Below are 19,341 nucleotides of genomic sequence, written 5' to 3' on the forward strand. Positions count from 1 at the left end.
TGACTGAGCTCGGATCCACCCCCCGACAACTTCATGAAGGGAACCGACCATGGGTCCCCATCCTGCGGTCGCAGCGATACGCCTGGCGGTCCGCCGCGTCCTCCACGACATCCTCAATGACCACACCTCGGGCGAGATCCCGGGCCGGACGGCCGAGCGGCCCCCCTCCCCGCTCGTCCTCGTCGCGTGCTCCGGCGGTGCCGACTCCATGGCCCTCGCCTCCGCGCTCGCCTTCGAAGCGCCCCGCCTCGGCATCCGCGCCGGCGGTGTCACCGTCGACCACGGTCTCCAGGCGGGCTCCGACCTCCGCGCCGACGAGGTCGCCCTGCGCCTGCGGGGTCTCGGCCTCGATCCGGTCGAGTCGGTCGCCGTGACCGTCGGCCGCCAGGGCGGGCCCGAAGCCGCCGCGCGTGACGCCCGCTACGCCGCCCTCGACGCCGTCTCCGAACGCCACGGCGCCACCGCGATCCTGCTCGGCCACACCCGCGACGACCAGGCCGAGACCGTCCTGCTCGGCCTCGCCCGCGGCTCCGGCATCCGCTCCCTGTCCGGCATGGCCGCGGTCTCGGGGGCCGGCGGCCGTTACCGGCGCCCCTTCCTCCAGCTCGACCGGCAGACCGCCCGCAAGGCCTGCATGGTCCAGTCGCTGCCCGTTTGGGACGATCCTCACAATGCCGACCCGGCCTACACCCGCTCCCGGCTGCGGCACGAGGGTCTGCCCGCGCTGGAGAAGGCCCTCGGCAAGGGCGTCGTGGAGGCACTCGCCCGCACCGCCCAGCTCTCCCGCGACGACGCCGACGCCCTCGACAGCTGGGCCCGCCAGGCCGAGGGCTCCGTACGGGACGGCTCCGGCCTGCTGGAATGCGCCAAGCTGTACGCCCTGCCGCCCGCCGTGCGCCGCCGCATCCTGCGCCGCGCGGCCATCGACGCCGGAGCTCCGGCCGGTGCGCTGTTCGCCCGTCACATCGAGGAAGTCGACCGCCTGATCACCGGCTGGCGAGGCCAGGGAGCCATCAATCTCCCGGGCAAAGTCGTCGCCCAGCGACAGGGTGGCAGACTGGTGATTCGGCAAGGCTGAATCCCGACACCCGGCGGAGCGATCCTCCGGTGGTCCGGGCGGCCGGCCGCCGGGAAGTGCGGGACGACCGAAAGTGATGCGGGTGGACGCGAAAGACATGGGTGCCGACCTCGAGAAGGTGCTCATCACCAAGGAAGAGATCGACGCGAAGCTGGCGGAGCTGGCCGCGAAGATCGACGCGGAGTACGCGGGCAAGGACCTGCTCATCGTCGGCGTCCTCAAGGGCGCGGTGATGGTCATGGCGGACCTCGCCCGGGCGCTGTCCACCCCCCTCACCATGGACTGGATGGCCGTGTCCTCCTACGGCGCGGGCACCCAGTCCTCCGGTGTCGTGCGGATCCTCAAGGACCTCGACACCGACATCAAGGGCCGGCACGTCCTGATCGTCGAGGACATCATCGACTCCGGGCTGACCCTGTCCTGGCTGATCAACAACCTCGGCTCGCGCGAGCCCGCCTCGCTGAAGGTGTGCACGCTGCTGCGCAAGCCCGACGCCGCGAAGGTCGCGATCGACGTCGAGTGGGTCGGCTTCGACATCCCGAACGAGTTCGTCGTCGGCTACGGCCTCGACTACGCCGAGAAGTACCGCAACCTTCCGTTCGTCGGTACGCTCGCGCCCCACGTCTACGGCGGCTGAGCCAGTCGGCTCAGCCCTTGTAGGACGATCGGGAACCCCGGCGGGTTCCAGGCCGTTGAAGCAGCAGAGACGGGTTTCCCAGCCGTCGAAGCGACTTCGTGCGACTTCGGGCAAGCATGCTGGGGTACCGTCAGAAGAACTGTCTTATCAAACTCACTATGGCAGGAGGGACGGGGCGGCACCGCTCCGTATGGATGGACGTGAAGCGATACTTCCGTGGGCCGGTCATGTGGATCGTGCTGGCCGTCCTTGCCGTGGTCGTGTTGATGCAGGTCGTCGGCTCGTCCGGCGGCTACAAGACGGTGGACACCGGCCAGGTCGTTGCAGCGATCAACGCCAACAAGGTCCAGTCAGCCAAGATCACCACTGGTGACGAGCAGACCATCAAGGTCACCCTCAAGGACGGCCAGAAGGTCGACGGCAGCTCGAAGATCCAGGCGAGCTACATCGGCGACCAGCAGGGCACCCAGCTGGCCAGCAACCTTCAGACCAAGTACGAGAGCAAGCAGATCCCGGACGGCTACACGGTGTCGCCGTCCAAGCAGAACCCGTTCGTCGGCGTCCTGCTCTCCCTGCTGCCCTTCGTCCTGATCGTGGTCGTCTTCCTGTTCCTGATGAATCAGATGCAGGGCGGCGGCTCGCGGGTCATGAACTTCGGCAAGTCCAAGGCCAAGCTCATCACCAAGGACACCCCGAAGACGACGTTCGCCGACGTCGCGGGCTGCGACGAGGCCGTCGAGGAGCTCCACGAGATCAAGGAGTTCCTGCAGGAGCCGGCCAAGTTCCAGGCCGTCGGCGCCAAGATCCCCAAGGGCGTGCTGCTCTACGGCCGCCCGGGTACCGGCAAGACGCTGCTCGCGCGCGCCGTCGCCGGCGAGGCGGGCGTGCCGTTCTACTCGATCTCCGGTTCCGACTTCGTCGAGATGTTCGTCGGTGTCGGTGCCTCCCGTGTCCGTGACCTGTTCGAGCAGGCCAAGGCGAACGCCCCGGCGATCGTCTTCGTCGACGAGATCGACGCGGTCGGCCGCCACCGCGGCGCCGGCCTCGGCGGTGGCCACGACGAGCGCGAGCAGACGCTGAACCAGCTGCTCGTCGAGATGGACGGCTTCGACGTCAAGGGCGGCGTCATCCTGATCGCCGCCACCAACCGGCCCGACATCCTGGACCCGGCGCTACTGCGCCCCGGCCGCTTCGACCGGCAGATCGCGGTCGACCCGCCGGACCTCCAGGGCCGTCTGGAGATCCTCAAGGTCCACCAGAAGGGCAAGCCGGTCGCGCCCGACGTCGACCTGTCCGCCGTCGCCCGCCGCACCCCGGGCATGACCGGTGCCGACCTCGCGAACGTGCTGAACGAGGCCGCGCTGCTCACCGCCCGCGGCGATCAGAAGCTGATCGACAACAAGGCGCTGGACGAGGCGATCGACCGCGTGGTCGCGGGCCCGCAGAAGCGGACCCGGATCATGTCGGACAAGGAGAAGAAGATCACCGCGTACCACGAGGGCGGTCACGCCCTGGTCGCGGCGGCCTCGCCGAACTCCGACCCGGTCCACAAGATCACGATCCTGTCCCGCGGCCGCGCCCTCGGTTACACGATGGTCCTGCCCGACGAGGACAAGTACTCGACCACGCGCAACGAGATGCTGGACCAGCTCGGCTACATGCTGGGTGGTCGCGCGGCCGAGGAGCTGGTCTTCCACGACCCGACCACCGGTGCCGCGAACGACATCGAGAAGGCCACCAACCTGGCCCGCGCGATGGTCACGCAGTACGGCATGACCGAGCGGCTCGGCGCCATCAAGTTCGGCGGAGACAACAGCGAGCCCTTCCTCGGCCGTGAGATGGCTCACCAGCGCGACTACTCGGAAGAGGTCGCCGCGCTGGTCGACGAAGAGGTCAAGAAGCTCATCGAGAACGCGCACAACGAGGCCTGGGAGATCCTGGTCGAGAACCGCGACGTGCTCGACCAGCTCGTCCTTCACCTGCTGGAGAAGGAGACCCTGGGCAAGGAGGAGATCGCCGAGATCTTCGCCCCGATCGTCAAGCGCCCGCCGCGGCCCGCGTGGACCGGTTCCTCGCGCCGTACCCCGTCCACCCGCCCGCCGGTGCTCTCCCCGAAGGAGCTGGCACTGACCAACGGTGCGAACGGCTCGACGGCCTCGATCAGCACGGTCAAGTCCACCGCGTCGGAGTCCGCTCCGGTGGCGGACCAGGCCCCGGAGGACCGCTCCGAGAGCTGAGCACGTTTCGGCCAACCGGCCCGGAATGCACGCCGCGCCCCCCAGGGTTCTAGCCTGGGGGGCGCGGCATTTTCCGTATGCGCGCATGTGGACGACAGGAACGAGGCACCAGATGACCGACCCGGTGACGCTGGACGGTGAGGGACGCATCGGCGAGTTCGACGAGAAGCGCGCCGAGAACGCCGTGCGGGAGCTGCTGATCGCGGTCGGTGAGGACCCGGACCGCGAGGGGCTGCGGGAGACGCCGACGCGGGTGGCCCGGGCGTACAAGGAGATCTTCGCGGGCCTGTGGCAGCAGCCGGAGGACGTCCTGACGACGACGTTCGACATCGGTCACGACGAGATGGTCCTCGTGAAGGACATCGAGGTGTACTCGACCTGCGAGCACCACCTGGTGCCGTTCCGGGGTGTCGCGCACGTCGGGTACATCCCGTCGACGTCCGGGAAGATCACGGGCCTGTCCAAGCTGGCCAGGCTCGTGGACGTCTACGCCCGCCGCCCGCAGGTGCAGGAACGGCTCACCACGCAGATCGCGGACTCCCTGATGGAGATCCTGGAGCCGCGGGGCGTGATCGTGGTCGTGGAGTGCGAGCACATGTGCATGTCCATGCGCGGTATCCGCAAGCCGGGGGCGAAGACCATAACGTCGGCCGTCCGCGGTCAGCTGCGGGACGTCGCCACCCGGAACGAGGCGATGAGCCTGATCATGGCGCGCTGAACCGCGCGCCGGACCCGGCAGGGCGAGGCCGCCGGGCGCTCACGCCGCCGGCTCCGCTCCCGGGTGGTTCTGGTCCTCGTCGTCCGGGAGCTTGCACACGCGCTCCAGGAACAGGGCCGCCACTATCACCGCGACGCCCGCCAGCACCGAGAAGCCGGCGTAGATGGCCTGGTCGCGGCGGTTGGGGAAGTCCAGCAGCTCCAGCAGGAACACACCCGTGCCGCCGTACATGCCGGCGACGAGGGCCGCGACCAGGGCGCTGGCCTGTCCGAAGACGACCGCGCGGGCGGCCATCAGCGGGTCGACGCCCTTGGCGCCCGGCCGACGCTCGCGCTGGGCCTTGAGCCGGGCGCGCAGCGAGAGCGCCGTCGCGGCCAGGACCACGGCGATCAGCGCGAGCACGATGGGGGCGGCCAGGGGGACGCTGGGCAGGGTCCCGATCGCGTTCCAGAGGCGGGCGCCCGCCCAGGACAGGACTCCGGCCACGACGAACACGCCGGCCAGCACCCTGATGCGCAGCTCTTTCACGGTGTCCCTTCAGCTCCCCCGGACCGGCCCGGACCGCGGTCGTATCCGACCTTGTCGTCTTGACCTTAACGACTACTCGGGCAGTCGGAGTTCCAGGTCCGCGCGGGGCGCCACGCCCTCGCGGGTGACGGCCGCCAGCAGATCGGCGACCGGGCCCCGGCCGGGGAGCTGGGCCTGCGGGTCCACGTCGTGCCAGGGGGCGAGCACGAAGGCGCGCTCGTGGGCGCGCGGGTGGGGGAGCGTGAGCCGCGGGTCGTCGGAGGTGACGTCGGCGTAGGCGACGATGTCGACGTCCAGGGTGCGCGGGCCCCAGTGCTCGTCGCGGACCCGCTTGAAGGCCTCCTCGACGGCGTGCGCGCGCTCCAGCAGGGACTCGGGGGGCAGGGTGGTCTTCAGGACCACGACCGCGTTGAAGTACGACGGCTGGGTGCCGGGCGCCACGCCCCACGGCTCGGTCTCGTACACCGGCGAGACCGCTTTGACGCGCACTCCCGGGGTGTCCTCGAGCGCGTCGACGGCGCCCTGGAGGGTCTCCAGGCGGTTGCCGAGGTTGGCGCCGACGGAGATGACGGCCCATTTGGGGTTCTGCAGGGTCGTGTCGGCGGCGTCGACCTGCTCGACGACCGAGGCGGGCACCGGCTGGACGGTCGGGTCGCTGTGACCCTGGAGGTACGGTCGGGTCATACTCGGCTCCTGGTGATGGTGACGGTCACGTCGTCGAAGGGGACGGTGATCGGCGCGTCCGGCTTGTGGACGCACACCTCCACCTCCAGGACCCCTTCGTGCTTCAGACAGGTGCGCGCGATCCGCTCGGCGAGCGTCTCGATGAGGTTCACCGGCTCGCCCTCGACCTCGGCCACGACCTCCTCGGCCACGATGCCGTAGTGCACGGTCTTCGTGAGGTCGTCGTCCGCCGCGGCCGGCCGGGTGTCCAGCCCGAGGACGAGGTCCACGATGAAGGTCTGGCCCTCTTCGCGCTCCTTGGGGAACACACCGTGGTGCCCGCGGGCCCTGAGGCCGCGCAGCGCGACACGATCCACGCGAATCACTCCTGCAATCGTCGGGATGGACCGGTCCGTACCGCGTGCGGGCGGCACACCGGCCTGAAGACGAATCTACCTGCGGGTGCTGACACAGCCGGGGCGCGGGGCCGCGGGGCCGCGCGGGGACCATGAGCGTTCATCTCGTGTTTCCCCCGGGAAACCCGGCCACGCCATGGGCTGATAGCCGCTCATACCCCGGGGTAGGTGATTCCAACCACTTCTCCGCGACCGTGGAACCGCCGTCGGTTCAGCCGAGAGGGCCTTCGTCCGGATTCGTGCCGTTCGTCCCTGGCTCGTCGTCCATGGCGTCCATGTCCTCGACGACCTCGGCGTCCTCGCTCTCCGCCATCACGGGGGAGGCGTGGTGCGACCAGATCTTCCAGCCGGCCGGGGTGCGCCGGAACACGTTCGTGGCGACGACGAGCTGGCCGACCAGCGGCCCCAGCTCCCCGCCGTCCGCGGGGGCCGGGCCACCGCTGAGGATGTTCTCGGTGCAGGTCACGAGCGCCGTGTCGCCGGTGACGGACACGTGCACGTCGGTGAGGAAGAACTGGATGTAGTCGGTGTTGGCCATGATCAGGGCGTACGACCTGAGGACCTCGCCGCGGCCGGTCAGCACGGGCCAGCCGGGGTGCACGCAGGAGATCACCCCGGTGTCGGCCGGGTCGTGGTACTCCTCGTCCACGCCGAGGTCGGCGGGGCTGAGCCAGAGCGAGGACAGCTCCTCGAAGTCGCCGCACTCCATCGCCTCGTAGAAGGCGGTGTTGGCGGCCTCCACCTGTTCGACGTCGGTGTGCGGGGCGCTCACTGCTCTCCTTCCACCCCGCGCTCGCCGCCGCCGTCCGGCGTGTGAACCGTTTCTCGAGCCCGCTCCACGGCCCGCGCGACCCGCACCGCGTCCGCGGTGGCGCGTACCTCGTGGACGCGCACCGCCCAGGCGCCGGAGTGCGCCGCGAGCGCGGAGACGGCGGCCGTGGCGGCATCACGCTCCCTGGCCGGCGGGGGCGCCCCCTCCGGGCCGGCCAGCACCCGGCCGAGGAACCGCTTGCGGGAGGCGGCCACGAGCAGGGGGTGGCCGAGGACGCGCAGGCGGTCGAGGTGGGCGAGGAGAGTGAGGTCGTGCCCGGCCTCCTTGGAGAAGCCGAGGCCGGGGTCGACGACGATGCGGTCCGGGGCGACGCCACCCGCCAGAACGGCCTCCACGCGCGCGTGCAGCTCGTCCACGACCTCGGCGACGACGTCCTCGTAGACGCCCCGGACGTTGCCGCCCGCCAGGAAGCCACGCCAGTGCATGACGACGAACGGGGCGCCCGCCGCGGCGACCACGGGGATCATCGCGGGGTCGGCGAGGCCGCCGCTGACGTCGTTGACCAGCGCGGCACCCGCAGCGAGGGACTGTTCGGCCACGGAGGCGCGCATGGTGTCGACGGAGACGACGACACCCTCGGAGGCGAGACCGCGCACGACGGGGATGACGCGCCGCAGCTCCTCGGCCTCGTCCACGCGCGTGGCGCCGGGCCGGGTGGACTCGCCGCCGACGTCGACCAGGTCCGCGCCCTCGGCGACGAGGTCCAGGCCGTGCTTGACGGCGCGTGTCGTGTCGAACCAGCGGCCGCCGTCGGAGAAGGAGTCGGGGGTCACGTTGACGACGCCCATGACCGCGCACCGGTCCCATGCCGGAAGGCCCGCCACCCGGCCGCGTCCGCTGAGATTGTTCATACGTTCAGCGTAGGCCCAGGAGCGGACCGCGAACGCGCGGCGGCCCGGGCGGAAGCCCCTGCTGGAGGAGGTGGGGCTGCCGTCCGGGCCGGTCCTCGGACATGCCGCGCGGGGCGGTGCCGTTCGCGCCGTTCAGGCCGCGCGCATGTCGTGTTCCGCCACCGCGTGCGCGCAGGGGCGCTGGGCGGCCGCCCTGCGTCGGCGCAGGAAGCGCGGGAGCGGCAGGGCGACGTGGACGAAGCCCTCCGCCTGCATGGCCGCGAAGCCGATGCGGGGCAGGTCGGCGGAGTTGCGGTAGACCACGAAGCGCGGCTCCCAGCGCGGCTGGAACTTGGCGTTGAACTTGTACAGCGACTCGATCTGGAACCAGCGCGAGAGGAACACCAGCAGCCCGCGCCAGGCGCGCAGCACCGGGCCGGCGCCGATCTTCTCCCCGCGCGCGAGGGCGGAGCGGAACATCGCGAAGTTCAGCGAGACCTTGGTGACGCCGAACTTCGGCGCGGCCTGGAGGGCGGCGACGATCAGGAGCTCGTTCATGCCCGGGTCCGCGCTGCGGTCGCGCCGCATCAGGTCCAGCGAGACGCCGTCCTTGCCCCACGGCACGAAGTGCAGGATCGCCTTCAGGTCGCCGTACTCGCCGGGCTCGTCGTCCTGCTTGTGCGCGGTGGCGATCAGGCAGTCGCCGTCGGCCGGGTCGCCGACGCGGCCGAGCGCCATGGAGAAGCCGCGCTCGGTGTCCGTGCCGCGCCAGTCGTCGGCGGCACGCCGGATGCGCTCCAGCTCGCCGTCGCTGAGGTCACGGATGCGCCGTACCCGGGTTTCGTAGCCGGCCCGCTCGATGCGCTTGACCATTTGTCGGACGTTGCGCATCGCGCGTCCGGCGAGCGAGAAATCCGCGACGTCCACCACCGCCTCGTCGCCCAGTTCCAGGGCGTCCAGGCCGGTCTCGCGGGTCCACACCTCGCCGCCCGTCTCCGAGCAGCCCATGACGGCCGGGGTCCACGAGTGGGCCTTGGCCTCGTCCATGAAGCGCTCGATGGCGCCGGGCCAGGCCTCGACGTCGCCGATGGGGTCGCCGCTGGCGAGCATCACGCCCGAGACGACGCGGTAGGTGACCGCCGCCTTGCCGCTGGGCGAGAAGACGACCGCCTTGTCGCGGCGCAGCGCGAAGTGGCCGAGGGAGTCCCGGTGGCCGTGCTTGGCCAGCAGCGCGCGCAGCTGTGCCTCGTCCTCCTCGGTGAGCCGCGCGGCCGGGTGCTCGGGGCGGAAGGCCAGGTAGATCGTGGTGACCGCGGTGATCCAGCCGAGCGCGCCGAGGGAGAAGGCGACGGTCCAGGAGGCGTTGCCCGCGTAGTCCACGGGGCCCTCGAAGCCGAACAGGCCGTAGACCACGTGGGTGAGCCGGTCCGCCAGGCTAGGGTTGCCGATCGTCCGGTGCGGGTGAACGCTCACGATCACGAGGCCGAGGACCAGGGAACCCGCACTCATGAGTACGAAGTTGGTAAGAGCACGCCACCTGCTGCGCGGGTCCGGCAGCGCCGCGAACTCGTTCCGGTGCCGCAGCAGCGGCAGGAGCAGCACGACCGCGATCAGCATGCCGGCGAGCGAGTGGCGGTACGCGAACTGCGCCACGGCACCCGCGGGCAGCAGCGCGACCGCGGCCCGCCACGCCCGGCGTTTGCGCCGTTTGAGCCCGTGCGCTAGGAGAAGGAGCAGCACACCCGCGCTCAGCGAGAGCGCCGCCGCGAAGGGCCCGAACGAGCCCGGCAGCACCTCGGCGAGCGCGTGCATGCGACTGTGGCGGAAGCGCGGGAAGACACCCGCGGCAATGTCCAGGATGCCCACGAGCGCGGCAGCCCTGCTGACCAGAGTGGGTACGGCCTCCGGACGCGGGCCGCGGAGTATGCGCCGCGCCCGGCTCTTACCACCCGGAACCTCGCCCGACAATTCCCCATCTATCCTGACAGACATCGCATCCCGTAGTTCTGCGAGAGACCTTGAACCCGGGCCCGATCAGGGCATCCGGCGACATTGCGCCCTCTAGGACGGTGTCTCGGTGGGAGAGGTTCACTCCTCACCGGAAAGTCGGGTCAAAGGCCAAGGAAAGCCCCGGGCAAGCTCACGCAATAAGGCGTGGGTACCGGGCGGAGAGCGCAGGCAGGAAGCACCCCATGGGACTCACGAGCAATAAAGTGCTGTTGCTGGCGATCGTGTTCGCGGCCGTGCTGTTCGCCGGCACGGTGTGGCTGTGGCCGCGACTGGCACGGCAGAGCTGGCAGTCCATCGGTGGGCGGATCGGGCTGCTGCTGACCACCCAGCTCGCGATCTTCGCCTCCGTCGGGCTCGCCGCCAACCAGGCCTTCGGGTTCTACGCCAGCTGGGCGGACCTGTTCGGCCAGGAGAACGCCCAGGGTGTGGTCGTCGACCACATAGCGGGCGGTGGCAAGACCGGTTCGATCAAGGTGGTCTCCACGACCCGGGTCGCGGGCGTGGGCGGGGGGATGCCGCAGCTGACCGGGCAGGTCCAGAAGGTCGACATCGTCGGCCGTACGACCCACCTCGCCACCCCTGCCTACGTGTACCTGCCCCCGGAGTACTTCCAGCCGCAGAACCACGCGCGCAAGTTCCCCGTCTCCGTGGTCCTCACGGGGTACCCCGGCACCGCCGAGGCCCTGGTGAACAAGCTGAACTACCCGAGCACGGCGCAGCAGCAGGCCAAGAGCGGCAAGATGCAGCCGATGATCCTGGTCATGCTGCGGCCGACCGTGGCGCCGCCGCGGGACACCGAGTGCGTGGACATTCCGGGCGGTCCGCAGGTCGAGACCTTCTTCGCCAAGGACCTGCGCGACTCCGTGATGGAGCAGTACCGCGTCGACAAGACGCCCGCCAGCTGGGGCATCGTCGGCGACTCGACCGGCGGCTACTGCGCGCTGAAGATCGCCATGCACCACCCGGGCTCCTACGCGGCCGCCGCGGGCCTCTCGCCGTACTACAAGGCGCCGATCGACCCCACCACCGGCGATCTCTTCCACGGCAACAAGGACCTGCAGAACCGAGCCAACCTGTTCTGGGCGATCGGCCATCTGACCGCGCCCGAGACCTCGCTTCTCGTGACCAGCAGCAAGGTCGGTGAGCACAACTACAAGGACACGATGAAATTCATCAAGGCCGTGCAGGGCACGAACGTGACCAGGATTTCCTCGATCATCCTTCCGAGCGGCGGCCACAACTTCAACACCTGGAAGCGGGAGATCCCCCCGACCCTCCAGTGGCTCAGCACGAAGCTGACCGCCAACTGAAATCGCTGCCCCGACGCCCCGTGAAGCGCACAGTGTGGCCGTGTTTTTACGGGGCGGGGGCCCGCGATTCGCCTACGCGCGGTAAGTTTCTGGCCATGCCACGTGGACGCCACCGCCATTCCCCACCTCTGCACCGGCTGTTGCCTCCCTCGGCGATCGCCGGTGTCTCCGTCGTCTGCGCGCTGGGTCCCTGGGCGTTCTCCGGGGCCACGGTGTTGCGCGCCCTGGCCGCGGTCGCCGCGGCGACCGCTGTCGCCGGCGCGATCGTGATGCGCCGCTGGGACGCGCAGGCGGGCAAGCAGGTCGCCGAACTCACGCGCGCGCGTGCCAGCGACGAATGGCGCAACGAGGAACGGGTCGCCGAACTGGAGACCGATCTCGAGGAATCCCGCGAGCTGCGGACCAAGCTGGAGCAGCGGCTGCGCGCCAAGCGTGCCGAGCTGGCCCGCCTGCGCAACGAGCACGCGGCCCTGCTGCGCCGGTACGCCACGGCGGAGACCGAGCGCGCGAGCGCCCTGGAAGGCCGCCGGCTGCTGGAGATCGAGGCCGCCGAGCCCTCGTCCTCGCTCGCCCTGCCGCCCGCGCGCAGCGCCGAACCGGAGCCGGAAGCGGCCGAGGCGACGGAGCAGCCCGACAGCGAGGTGCCGTCGGCGCGCGCGGTCTTCTCGGCCGAGGGCGCCTGGTTGTACAAGCGCGCCCTGACGGCTCTGGCCGGGTTCGAGCAGGAAGCTCCGGCCGGGACCGAGGTCGTCGACGAGGCCGAGTCCGAGGCGGCCGAGGACACGGCTCCTGAGGCCGGGCTCTCCGACGCCGCCGGTTCCGACGACGCCGTTTCCGAGGTCGAGGCCGAGGCCGACTCCGTCGCCAAAGGAGAAGGCGCCGAGTCGGCTGGCGAAGCCGAAGCCGAAGCCGGGGCCGGGGAGGACGCCGCGGACGCGCTGACCGGCGACGTGACCGACGGCGCCGGTGTCGCCGCGAGCGAGGCCACCGCGCAGAGCGCCGATCTCGAGCCGGTACGGCCGATGGGGCAGCCGCCCGCCGGGCACTTCACGGTGCCGACCGCGGTGGCCGTCGTACCTGCCGCGCCCGCCCGGCGACCGGTGGTCGAGGGTGGTTTCGACTTCTTCGGCACCCAGAAGGCCGCGCCCCAGGCCGCGCTGGACTCGGTGCAGAACGAGGACCTCGCCGACGTCGTCGGCCCGGAGGCCCTCGCCGTGCACAAGGCCGAGGCCGAGGCCGCGTTCAAGCCCGCCGACGCGCAGGCGGACGGTGCGGGGCAGGTCATCGACCTGACCGCGCACGACGAGACCGAGCAGATCGACGTCCAGGGCCTGCGCAGCGCGGCTTCCTGAGGCGTGCTCCGCAGTCCTGCGAGGCAGTGGGCCCGGCTCCCCCGAGGGGAGCCGGGCCCACGTCGTCGCGGCGGCCGGCCAGGGGTCACCCGGCGGTCATCCAGCGGTCCGGGCGGGCGTCCCGGCGTCCGGTGCGGGACCGCTCGGCCTGCTCGTGCAGCAGCCGTACGGCCTCCTCGGCGTCCCGCTGCCCGGCGGTGACGGTCTTTCCGGCCCCGGTGTCCACGTGGACGTCGGCGAGCCGCCACAGGCGCTGCCAGGGCCCCTGGGTGAGCCGTACGCTCTGCACCTTGGCGTGCGGGACCAGGGAGAGGCTGCGGCGCAGCAGGCCGTGCCGGGTGGCGAACACCGTGCCGGTGACCGCGAGACGACGGCCGCGCCACCACACCGGCACGCACCACCGGGCCCGTCCCGGTGCGCGCGACAGTTCCTGAGGCACCGTCACGCCCGGCAGCACGCGCGCGATGACGGACTCGGCGACCGCGCGCGGGGCGACCGGTATCAGCACCGAGTTGGCGGACCCGGCCACGTCCAGCTCCACCCGGACCCAGCCGAGCCGCCGCCACAGCAGGGGCTCCACGATCCGCACGGTCTGCACCCGGCCTGGCGGCACGGTCTCGTGCGTGCGGTCGAGCAGCCCGTGGTCGATGCGCAGTCCGTCCGGGGACTCGGCCACCTTCCAGTCGAACTCGGCGACGAACCGTCCCGCGCTGTGCGCGCCGGCCCCGCCGAGCAGCGGCAGGGCGGTGCCGAGGACGGTCCACAGGTTGTGGGTGGTGAGCCACAGTACGGTCGGCACGAGGAGCGCGGCGCACAGCGAGCCCCAGGTGGCGGCCGTCAGCACCAGGGAGAGCGCGAGCGCGCGCGGGGGCACGTGCAGCAGCTCATGCGCCGGCGCCTCGCCGACCTCATGTGCCGTCTCGGGTGCGAAACCCGCCGCGCGCGCGAGCAGTTCCGCGCGCAGGGCGCGTGCCTCCTGCTCCCCGAGGAAGGCCAGCTCGTCCTTCTTGTCGGCGCCCACGACATCGATCCGCAGCTTCGCGACGCCCGCCACGCGCGCGAGGAGGGGACGCGAGACGTCCACGGCCTGGATGCGCTCCAGCCGGATGTGCGCGGTGCGCCGGAACAACAGGCCGGTGCGGATGCGCAGTTCGGAGCCGGTGACCGCGAAGTGCGTGAACCACCAGGACAGGAAGCCGTACAGGCCGGCCACCGGCACCAGGACCGCGAGGCCCAGCAGGAGCATGGTGTCGGTCAGCCGCGCCAGCTGCTCCTGCGCGCCGTTCGGGTCGTGCACCGCCCAGCCGGCGAGCACGGCGACCGGCGCCCACGCCCGCCGGAAGGGCGTGACCGGGTGCAGCCGGCGCTCGGCCACGGGTATGCGCTCCTCGGCGTCCTGCGCGCCCGCCGTCTCCCCGCCGCCGTCCGGGCGCGCGCCGTACGCGGTGCCCCTGGCCTTCGGCGTGTCCATGGCGTCGGTGCCGTCGGCGTGGTCCGGGCTGCTCACAGGCCCGCCGATCGTGCCTCGCCCAGCTCGGTGAGCCGGTCCCGCAGCCGTTCCGCCTCGGCCGGGTCAAGGCCGGGGATGGTCGCGTCGGTCGCGGCGGCCGCCGTGTGCAGCTGCACGGTGGCCAGCCCGAAGCGGCGCTCCACCGGCCCGGAGGTGACCTCCACCAGCTGCATCCGCCCGTACGGCACCACCGTCTCCTCGCGCCACAGCACGCCGCGGCTGATCAGCAGGTCGTCCGCGCGCTCGGCGTAGCGCCACGAGCGCCAGTTGCGCCCCAGCAGCCGCCAGCACCACGCGGCGCACACCACGGGCAGCAGCGCGAACGCCGCCCACGCGGGCCCCGCGAACAGGCCCGGCAGCAGGCCCGCGGCGAGCGCGAGCAGCGCCGTCCACACCGAGAGCAGCAGCCGGCGCATCCGCAGCAGGCCCGGCGGCAGCCCCCGCCACACCGGCTCGTCCCCCGGTATCCCCGCCGTCCCCGCCCTGTCCGCCATGTCCGCACTCCCCGCCGTCCCCGCCTCGTGCGGGCTCCCCGTTTCCATGGGGCCAGCGTACGTAGGGGAAACTGGGGCCATGACTCCTACGACCCGGACCACCGTCGGGATCGGCGGCGCCGCGGAGAGCACCGACATGGTGCTCAACATCGGGCCCCAGCACCCGTCCACGCACGGTGTGCTGCGGCTCAAGCTGGTGCTGGACGGGGAGCGCATCGTGCGCGCGGAGCCCGTGATCGGCTACATGCACCGCGGCGCCGAGAAGCTCTTCGAGGCGCGCGACTACCGGCAGATCATCGTGCTCGCCAACCGCCACGACTGGCTCTCGGCGTTCTCGAACGAGCTGGGCGTGGTCATCGCCGTGGAGCGGATGCTCGGCATGGAGGTGCCCGAGCGGGCGGTGTGGACCCGCACGCTGCTCGCCGAGCTGAACCGGGTGCTCAACCACCTGATGTTCCTCGGCTCCTATCCGCTGGAGCTGGGCGGCATCACCCCGGTGTTCTACGCGTTCCGCGAGCGCGAGGTGCTCCAGAACGTGATGGAGGAGGTCTCCGGCGGGCGCATGCACTACATGTTCAACCGTGTCGGCGGTCTCAAGGAGGACCTGCCGGCCGGCTGGAGCGCACGCGCGCGTGCCGCCGTGGCCGCCGTGCGCTCGCGCATGGACGTCTTCGACGACCTGGTGCTCGGCAACGAGATCTTCCGGGGGCGCACGCGCGGAGTCGGCGCGCTGACACCGGAAGCGGTGCACGCTTACGGCGTGAGCGGACCCATCGCGCGCGCCTCGGGCGTCGACTTCGACCTGCGCCGCGACGAGCCGTACCTGGCGTACGGCGACCTCCAGGACACCCTGAAGGTCGCGATCCGGAGCGAGGGCGACTGCCTCGCCCGCTTCGAGGTGCTCCTGGAGCAGACCCACAACGCGCTCGACCTCGCCGACGCCTGCCTGGACCGGCTCGCCGAACTGCCGCCGGGCCCGATCAACCAGCGGCTGCCGAAGGTCCTGAAGGCGCCCGAGGGGCACACGTACGCGTGGACCGAGAACCCGCTCGGCATCAACGGCTACTACCTGGTCAGCAAGGGCGAGAAGACGCCGTACCGGCTCAAGCTGCGCTCGGCGTCGTACAACAACATCCAGGTGCTGACCGAGCTGCTGCCGGGGACGCTGGTGGCGGACATGGTGGCGATCCTGGGGTCGATGTTCTTCGTGGTCGGCGACATCGACAAGTAGCCCGGTCGGGCGGGGGCCTAGGGGGCCGTCTCCAGCGGGTCCGGGACGCCGACCGGCTGGACCAGCCAGCCGAAGTCGCCGAGGCCGCCCGGCGCGGTGAGTTCGCCGGCCTCTCCGGCGCTCGCGAGGGCGCGTACGTAGGCGGCGGCGTCGGTGGAGGCCAGCGCGAGCGGGGGGCGCGCGCCGGTGAGGTCCAGGGCGCGCAGGGCGGCGCGCTGCGTGAGCAGGCGTGCGGGTGACGGCATGCGCGCCGTGTCGTGGGGCTCCTGCGCCGTGTCATGGGGCGTGCGCGCCGTGTTCCGGGGCGTGGCAGGCGCGGTAGGGGCGTCCAGGGGTGCACTGGTGGTGTTCTTGGATGCGTGCGCCCCTTCGGGGAGCGCACGCGCCTCGCTGGAGGGCATGCGCGCTGAATCGGGAAACGTGCCGGGTGCATCGGGGGACGTGTGTGGTGTTCCCTGGGGTTCGCGCCCCGCACTCCTGTCTCCCTCCGCGGTCCGGGTGCCGCGGAGCATCTCCGGGGCGCCGGCCGCCGCGCACGCGTCCAGCGCCACGTGCGCGGTGATGTCGCACGACCCGTCCGGCACGGGCGTCGTCTCGCGCCCCTCCCGGAAGCCGGTGAGCGTCCCGAACGGGGGGCGCGTGTCGCGGGTGTGCGCGTAGTCCACCGCCACCGCGAGCCCGCGCACCACCCGGCCGACCGCCGACGCCCACGCCAGGTCCCGGGGCAGTCCGATCTCCGCGCGCAGCCCCGCCTCGGCCGGCAGCGGCCACCAGCGGGCGAGCCAGTCCGCCGCCGCGCCCGTCACGGGCTCCCCGAGCCGCTCGGTGCCGTCCTCGGCGACGAGCACCAGCCGGGGCACACCCGCGGGGTCGACCTCGGCGACGTCGACGGGCACGTTGTCCAGCCACTCGTTGGCGAACAGCAGCCCGGTGACCGCCGCCGGGGGCTCGGGCAGCCAGGTGATGCGCGGGTCCAGACCGGCCGGGCGGTCGGCGCGTTCGACGGCGTACCCACGCGCGCGTGCGGCCACGTCGGCCGGCAGGGCGGCGAGCACGCCGGTGACCAGCTCGCCCCGGCCCGCTCCCATGTCGACGAAGTCCAGCGCGTCGGGCCGCCCCAGGGCCTCGTCCACCCGGCACAGCAGCCGGGCCACGGCCCGCGCGAACAGCGGGGAGGCGTGCACGGACGTGCGGAAGTGGCCGGCCGGGCCCTCCGGGCGCCGGTAGAAGCCGCCGGGCCCGTACAGCGCCGCCTCGGCCGCCGCACGCCAGCCACGCCCGTCGCGCCGGTCGCGCCGGTCGTCGGAGGGTGGTTCCGCTTCCCGCGCCGTCTCATCCGTCACCGGAACAGACTAGGCACACAGATGATCACTTCCTCCACCTTGCGGAGTACGCGCACCGGATGTGGATCGGCCCTCCGGTTGACCCCTGCACGCACCACGTTTCCCTACTCTGGGTTACGTGCAGCGCCTCTACGACTTCCTCCGCCGCCACCCGACCTGGGTCGACACCTTCTGGGCCGTCGTCCTGTTCGGGCTGTCCGGCGTGAGCGTGGTCAATCTGCACGGGGCGGGAGGGCACCACGGGTCGATCGCCGCGAGCCTGGCCGTGTCCGTCGTGCTGTGCGCGGTCGTCGCACTGCGCCGCCGTTTCCCGGAGGCGATGCTGCTGGTCGCGTGCGCGACGGGACTGGCCCAGCTGGTCCTGGACGTCGAGACGACCGTCGCCGACTTCGCGATGCTGGTGATCACGTTCACGGTCGCGGCGATCGGCGCGCGCTGGGCCTCACGGGTCGCGCTCTGCGTCAGCCTCGGCGCGGCGACCGTCGCGCAGATCCGCTGGCCGGCCGCGCACTCCAGCTTCGTCGGGCACGTCGCCGTCGCGGTCTTCCAGACGGTGCCCTTCGCGCTCGCCTGGGTGCTCGGTGACTCCATGCGCACGCGGCGTGCGTATTTCGCCCAGCTGGAGGAGCGCGCCGCCCGCCTGGAGAAGGAGCGCGAGGCGCAGGCGAAGGTCGCGGTCGCCGCCGAGCGCGCCCGGATCGCGCGCGAGCTGCACGACGTCGTCGCACACAACGTGTCGGTGATGGTGGTGCAGGCCGACGGCGCCGCCTACGTCCTCGACGCCGCCCCCGACCAGGCCAAGAAGGCCCTGGAGACGATCTCCTCCACCGGCCGGCAGGCGCTCGCCGAGATGCGCCGCCTGCTGGGCGTGCTGCGCACCGGGGAGCACCAGGAGGGCGGGGAGTACGTCCCGCAGCCCGATGTCGACCAGATCGACGACCTCGTCGAGCAGTGCCGGACCGCCGGGCTGCCGGTCGACTTCAAGGTCGAGGGCACCCCGCGCCCGCTGCCGAGCGGCGTGGAGCTGACCGCGTACCGGATCGTGCAGGAGGCGCTGACCAACACCCGCAAGCACGGCGGGCCGGGCGCGGGCGCGAGCGTGCGGCTGGTCTACTTCGACGACGGGCTCGGTCTGCTGGTCGAGGACGACGGCAAGGGCGCCCCGCACGAGCTGTACGAGGAGGGCGGCGCCGACGGCCAGGGGCACGGGCTGATCGGCATGCGCGAGCGCGTCGGCATGGTCGGCGGCACGCTGGACGCGGGCCCGCGCCCGGGCGGAGGATTCCGCATCAGCGTCCTGCTCCCGCTCAAACCGGCGCACTGAAGTCTTCACGCGCTCCCCACCGACACCTGTAAGCCGCCCCTGAAAGCCGACTCCTGAAAAGAGGCCCGATGACGATCCGCGTGATGCTCGTCGACGACCAGGTGCTGCTGCGCACCGGGTTCCGGATGGTGCTCGCCGCCCAGCCGGACATGGAGGTCGTCGCGGAGGCGGGCGACGGCGTCGAGGCCCTCCAGGTACTGCGCACGACCCCGGTCGACGTCGTGCTGATGGACGTCCGCATGCCGAAGCTGGACGGGGTGGAGACCACCCGCCGGATCTGTGCGGAGCCGGACGCGCCGAAGGTGCTGATCCTGACCACGTTCGACCTGGACGAGTACGCGTTCTCCGGGCTGAAGGCGGGCGCCTCCGGGTTCATGCTCAAGGACGTGCCGCCCGGCGAGCTGCTGGCCGCCATCCGGTCCGTGCACAGCGGTGACGCGGTCGTGGCGCCCTCCACGACCCGGCGGCTGCTGGACCGCTTCGCGCCGATGCTGCCCGCCACCGGCAAGGAGCCGCAGCACAAGGAGCTGGAGCGGCTCACCGACCGGGAGCGGGAGGTGATGGTGCTCGTCGCGCAGGGCTTGTCCAACGGCGAGATCGCGGCCCGGCTGGTGCTCAGCGAGGCCACGGTCAAGACCCACGTGGGCCGCATCCTGACCAAGCTCGGCCTGCGCGACCGGGTGCAGGTGGTCGTGCTGGCGTACGAGACCGGGCTGGTCCGCGCGGGCGGACACGGCTGACCCGGGCTCAAGGGGACCCGGGGGCGCCCGACGGGGGCCGAGGGCGTCGTACGGTCGGCCGACGCCGGTCGGTGCCGACCTCGGCGGG

General features: G+C 71.9%; 18 protein-coding genes. 9 read left to right on the top strand and 9 right to left on the bottom strand.

The features are described 5' to 3' along the window. Window positions 1-49 precede the first annotated feature (49 nt). From tilS to folE, 4 genes are all read left to right on the top strand, one after another. Window positions 50-1,078 (top strand): tRNA lysidine(34) synthetase TilS, encoded by a 1,029-nt coding sequence (gene tilS / locus BIV23_RS27505; RefSeq protein ID WP_071383656.1) that lies wholly within the window; start codon window positions 50-52, stop codon window positions 1,076-1,078. A 76-nt stretch (window positions 1,079-1,154) separates the two neighbouring features. Continuing rightward, on the top strand, window positions 1,155-1,715 hold the full coding sequence (gene hpt / locus BIV23_RS27510) for a hypoxanthine phosphoribosyltransferase (RefSeq protein ID WP_071383657.1): 561 nt from the start codon (window positions 1,155-1,157) through the stop codon (window positions 1,713-1,715). 194 nt (window positions 1,716-1,909) lie between these two features. Then, window positions 1,910-3,952, top strand: a complete 2,043-nt coding sequence (ftsH, locus tag BIV23_RS27515) for an ATP-dependent zinc metalloprotease FtsH (protein ID WP_071383658.1) — start codon at window positions 1,910-1,912, stop codon at window positions 3,950-3,952. 112 nt (window positions 3,953-4,064) lie between these two features. Continuing rightward, window positions 4,065-4,670: a GTP cyclohydrolase I FolE gene (folE, locus tag BIV23_RS27520; RefSeq protein ID WP_071373283.1), complete on the top strand. Its 606-nt coding sequence runs from the start codon at window positions 4,065-4,067 to the stop codon at window positions 4,668-4,670. A 39-nt stretch (window positions 4,671-4,709) separates the two neighbouring features. On the opposite strand, the gene BIV23_RS27525 is transcribed toward folE, so the two are convergent. From BIV23_RS27525 to BIV23_RS27550, 6 genes are all read right to left on the bottom strand, one after another. Further along, on the bottom strand, window positions 4,710-5,198 hold the full coding sequence (locus BIV23_RS27525) for a DUF3180 domain-containing protein (RefSeq protein WP_071383659.1): 489 nt from the start codon (window positions 5,196-5,198) through the stop codon (window positions 4,710-4,712). A gap of 72 nt (window positions 5,199-5,270) precedes the next feature. Continuing rightward, the gene (gene folK, locus BIV23_RS27530) at window positions 5,271-5,882 is read right to left on the bottom strand and encodes a 2-amino-4-hydroxy-6-hydroxymethyldihydropteridine diphosphokinase (protein WP_071383660.1); all 612 of its coding nucleotides are present in this window, start codon (window positions 5,880-5,882) and stop codon (window positions 5,271-5,273) included. Continuing rightward, on the bottom strand, window positions 5,879-6,238 hold the full coding sequence (gene folB, locus BIV23_RS27535) for a dihydroneopterin aldolase (RefSeq protein WP_071383661.1): 360 nt from the start codon (window positions 6,236-6,238) through the stop codon (window positions 5,879-5,881). Before folB ends, folK begins: the two co-directional genes overlap by 4 nt. A 250-nt stretch (window positions 6,239-6,488) precedes the next feature. After that, window positions 6,489-7,049 carry a nuclear transport factor 2 family protein gene (locus BIV23_RS27540; RefSeq protein ID WP_071383662.1) on the bottom strand — a complete coding sequence of 187 codons (561 nt, stop codon included), beginning with the start codon at window positions 7,047-7,049 and terminating at the stop codon, window positions 6,489-6,491. Continuing rightward, a complete protein-coding gene (folP, locus tag BIV23_RS27545; protein WP_079173403.1) occupies window positions 7,046-7,960 on the bottom strand; it encodes a dihydropteroate synthase in 915 nt (304 codons plus the stop codon). The genes BIV23_RS27540 and folP overlap by 4 nt, the downstream gene beginning before the upstream one ends. A gap of 132 nt (window positions 7,961-8,092) precedes the next feature. Further along, the gene (locus tag BIV23_RS27550) at window positions 8,093-9,931 is read right to left on the bottom strand and encodes a phosphatidylglycerol lysyltransferase domain-containing protein (protein ID WP_425443532.1); all 1,839 of its coding nucleotides are present in this window, start codon (window positions 9,929-9,931) and stop codon (window positions 8,093-8,095) included. 200 nt (window positions 9,932-10,131) lie between these two features. Here BIV23_RS27550 and BIV23_RS27555 point away from each other — a divergent pair, with 200 nt between their 5' ends. Together BIV23_RS27555 and BIV23_RS27560 are read left to right on the top strand one after the other, a co-directional pair. Beyond that, window positions 10,132-11,259: an alpha/beta hydrolase gene (locus tag BIV23_RS27555; RefSeq protein WP_071383665.1), complete on the top strand. Its 1,128-nt coding sequence runs from the start codon at window positions 10,132-10,134 to the stop codon at window positions 11,257-11,259. Between the two features lie 95 nt (window positions 11,260-11,354). Further along, a complete protein-coding gene (locus BIV23_RS27560) occupies window positions 11,355-12,611 on the top strand; it encodes a hypothetical protein (RefSeq protein WP_177240052.1) in 1,257 nt (418 codons plus the stop codon). Window positions 12,612-12,696: 85 nt separating this feature from the next. On the opposite strand, the gene BIV23_RS27565 is transcribed toward BIV23_RS27560, so the two are convergent. Continuing rightward, the gene (locus BIV23_RS27565; protein ID WP_079173410.1) at window positions 12,697-14,082 is read right to left on the bottom strand and encodes a PH domain-containing protein; all 1,386 of its coding nucleotides are present in this window, start codon (window positions 14,080-14,082) and stop codon (window positions 12,697-12,699) included. A 32-nt stretch (window positions 14,083-14,114) separates the two neighbouring features. Continuing rightward, a complete protein-coding gene (locus tag BIV23_RS27570; RefSeq protein ID WP_071383666.1) occupies window positions 14,115-14,663 on the bottom strand; it encodes a PH domain-containing protein in 549 nt (182 codons plus the stop codon). Window positions 14,664-14,694: 31 nt separating this feature from the next. Between BIV23_RS27570 and BIV23_RS27575 the strand changes: the two genes are divergently transcribed. After that, complete coding sequence (locus BIV23_RS27575; protein WP_071383667.1) at window positions 14,695-15,846, top strand: NADH-quinone oxidoreductase subunit D; 1,152 nt, start codon at window positions 14,695-14,697, stop codon at window positions 15,844-15,846. Window positions 15,847-15,863: 17 nt separating this feature from the next. Here BIV23_RS27575 and BIV23_RS52230 read toward each other — a convergent pair whose 3' ends face one another. Further along, window positions 15,864-17,189 (bottom strand): SAM-dependent methyltransferase, encoded by a 1,326-nt coding sequence (locus BIV23_RS52230; RefSeq protein ID WP_245790665.1) that lies wholly within the window; start codon window positions 17,187-17,189, stop codon window positions 15,864-15,866. Between the two features lie 118 nt (window positions 17,190-17,307). On the opposite strand from BIV23_RS52230, the gene BIV23_RS27585 reads away from it, so the two are divergent. Together BIV23_RS27585 and BIV23_RS27590 are read left to right on the top strand one after the other, a co-directional pair. Beyond that, window positions 17,308-18,513, top strand: coding sequence for a sensor histidine kinase (locus BIV23_RS27585; RefSeq protein WP_071383668.1), 1,206 nt, complete (start codon window positions 17,308-17,310; stop codon window positions 18,511-18,513). Window positions 18,514-18,581: 68 nt separating this feature from the next. After that, window positions 18,582-19,253, top strand: a complete 672-nt coding sequence (locus BIV23_RS27590) for a response regulator transcription factor (protein ID WP_071373295.1) — start codon at window positions 18,582-18,584, stop codon at window positions 19,251-19,253. Window positions 19,254-19,341 lie beyond the last annotated feature (88 nt).

Source organism: Streptomyces monashensis, assembly GCF_001866665.1.
GTDB lineage: Bacteria > Actinomycetota > Actinomycetes > Streptomycetales > Streptomycetaceae > Streptomyces > Streptomyces monashensis.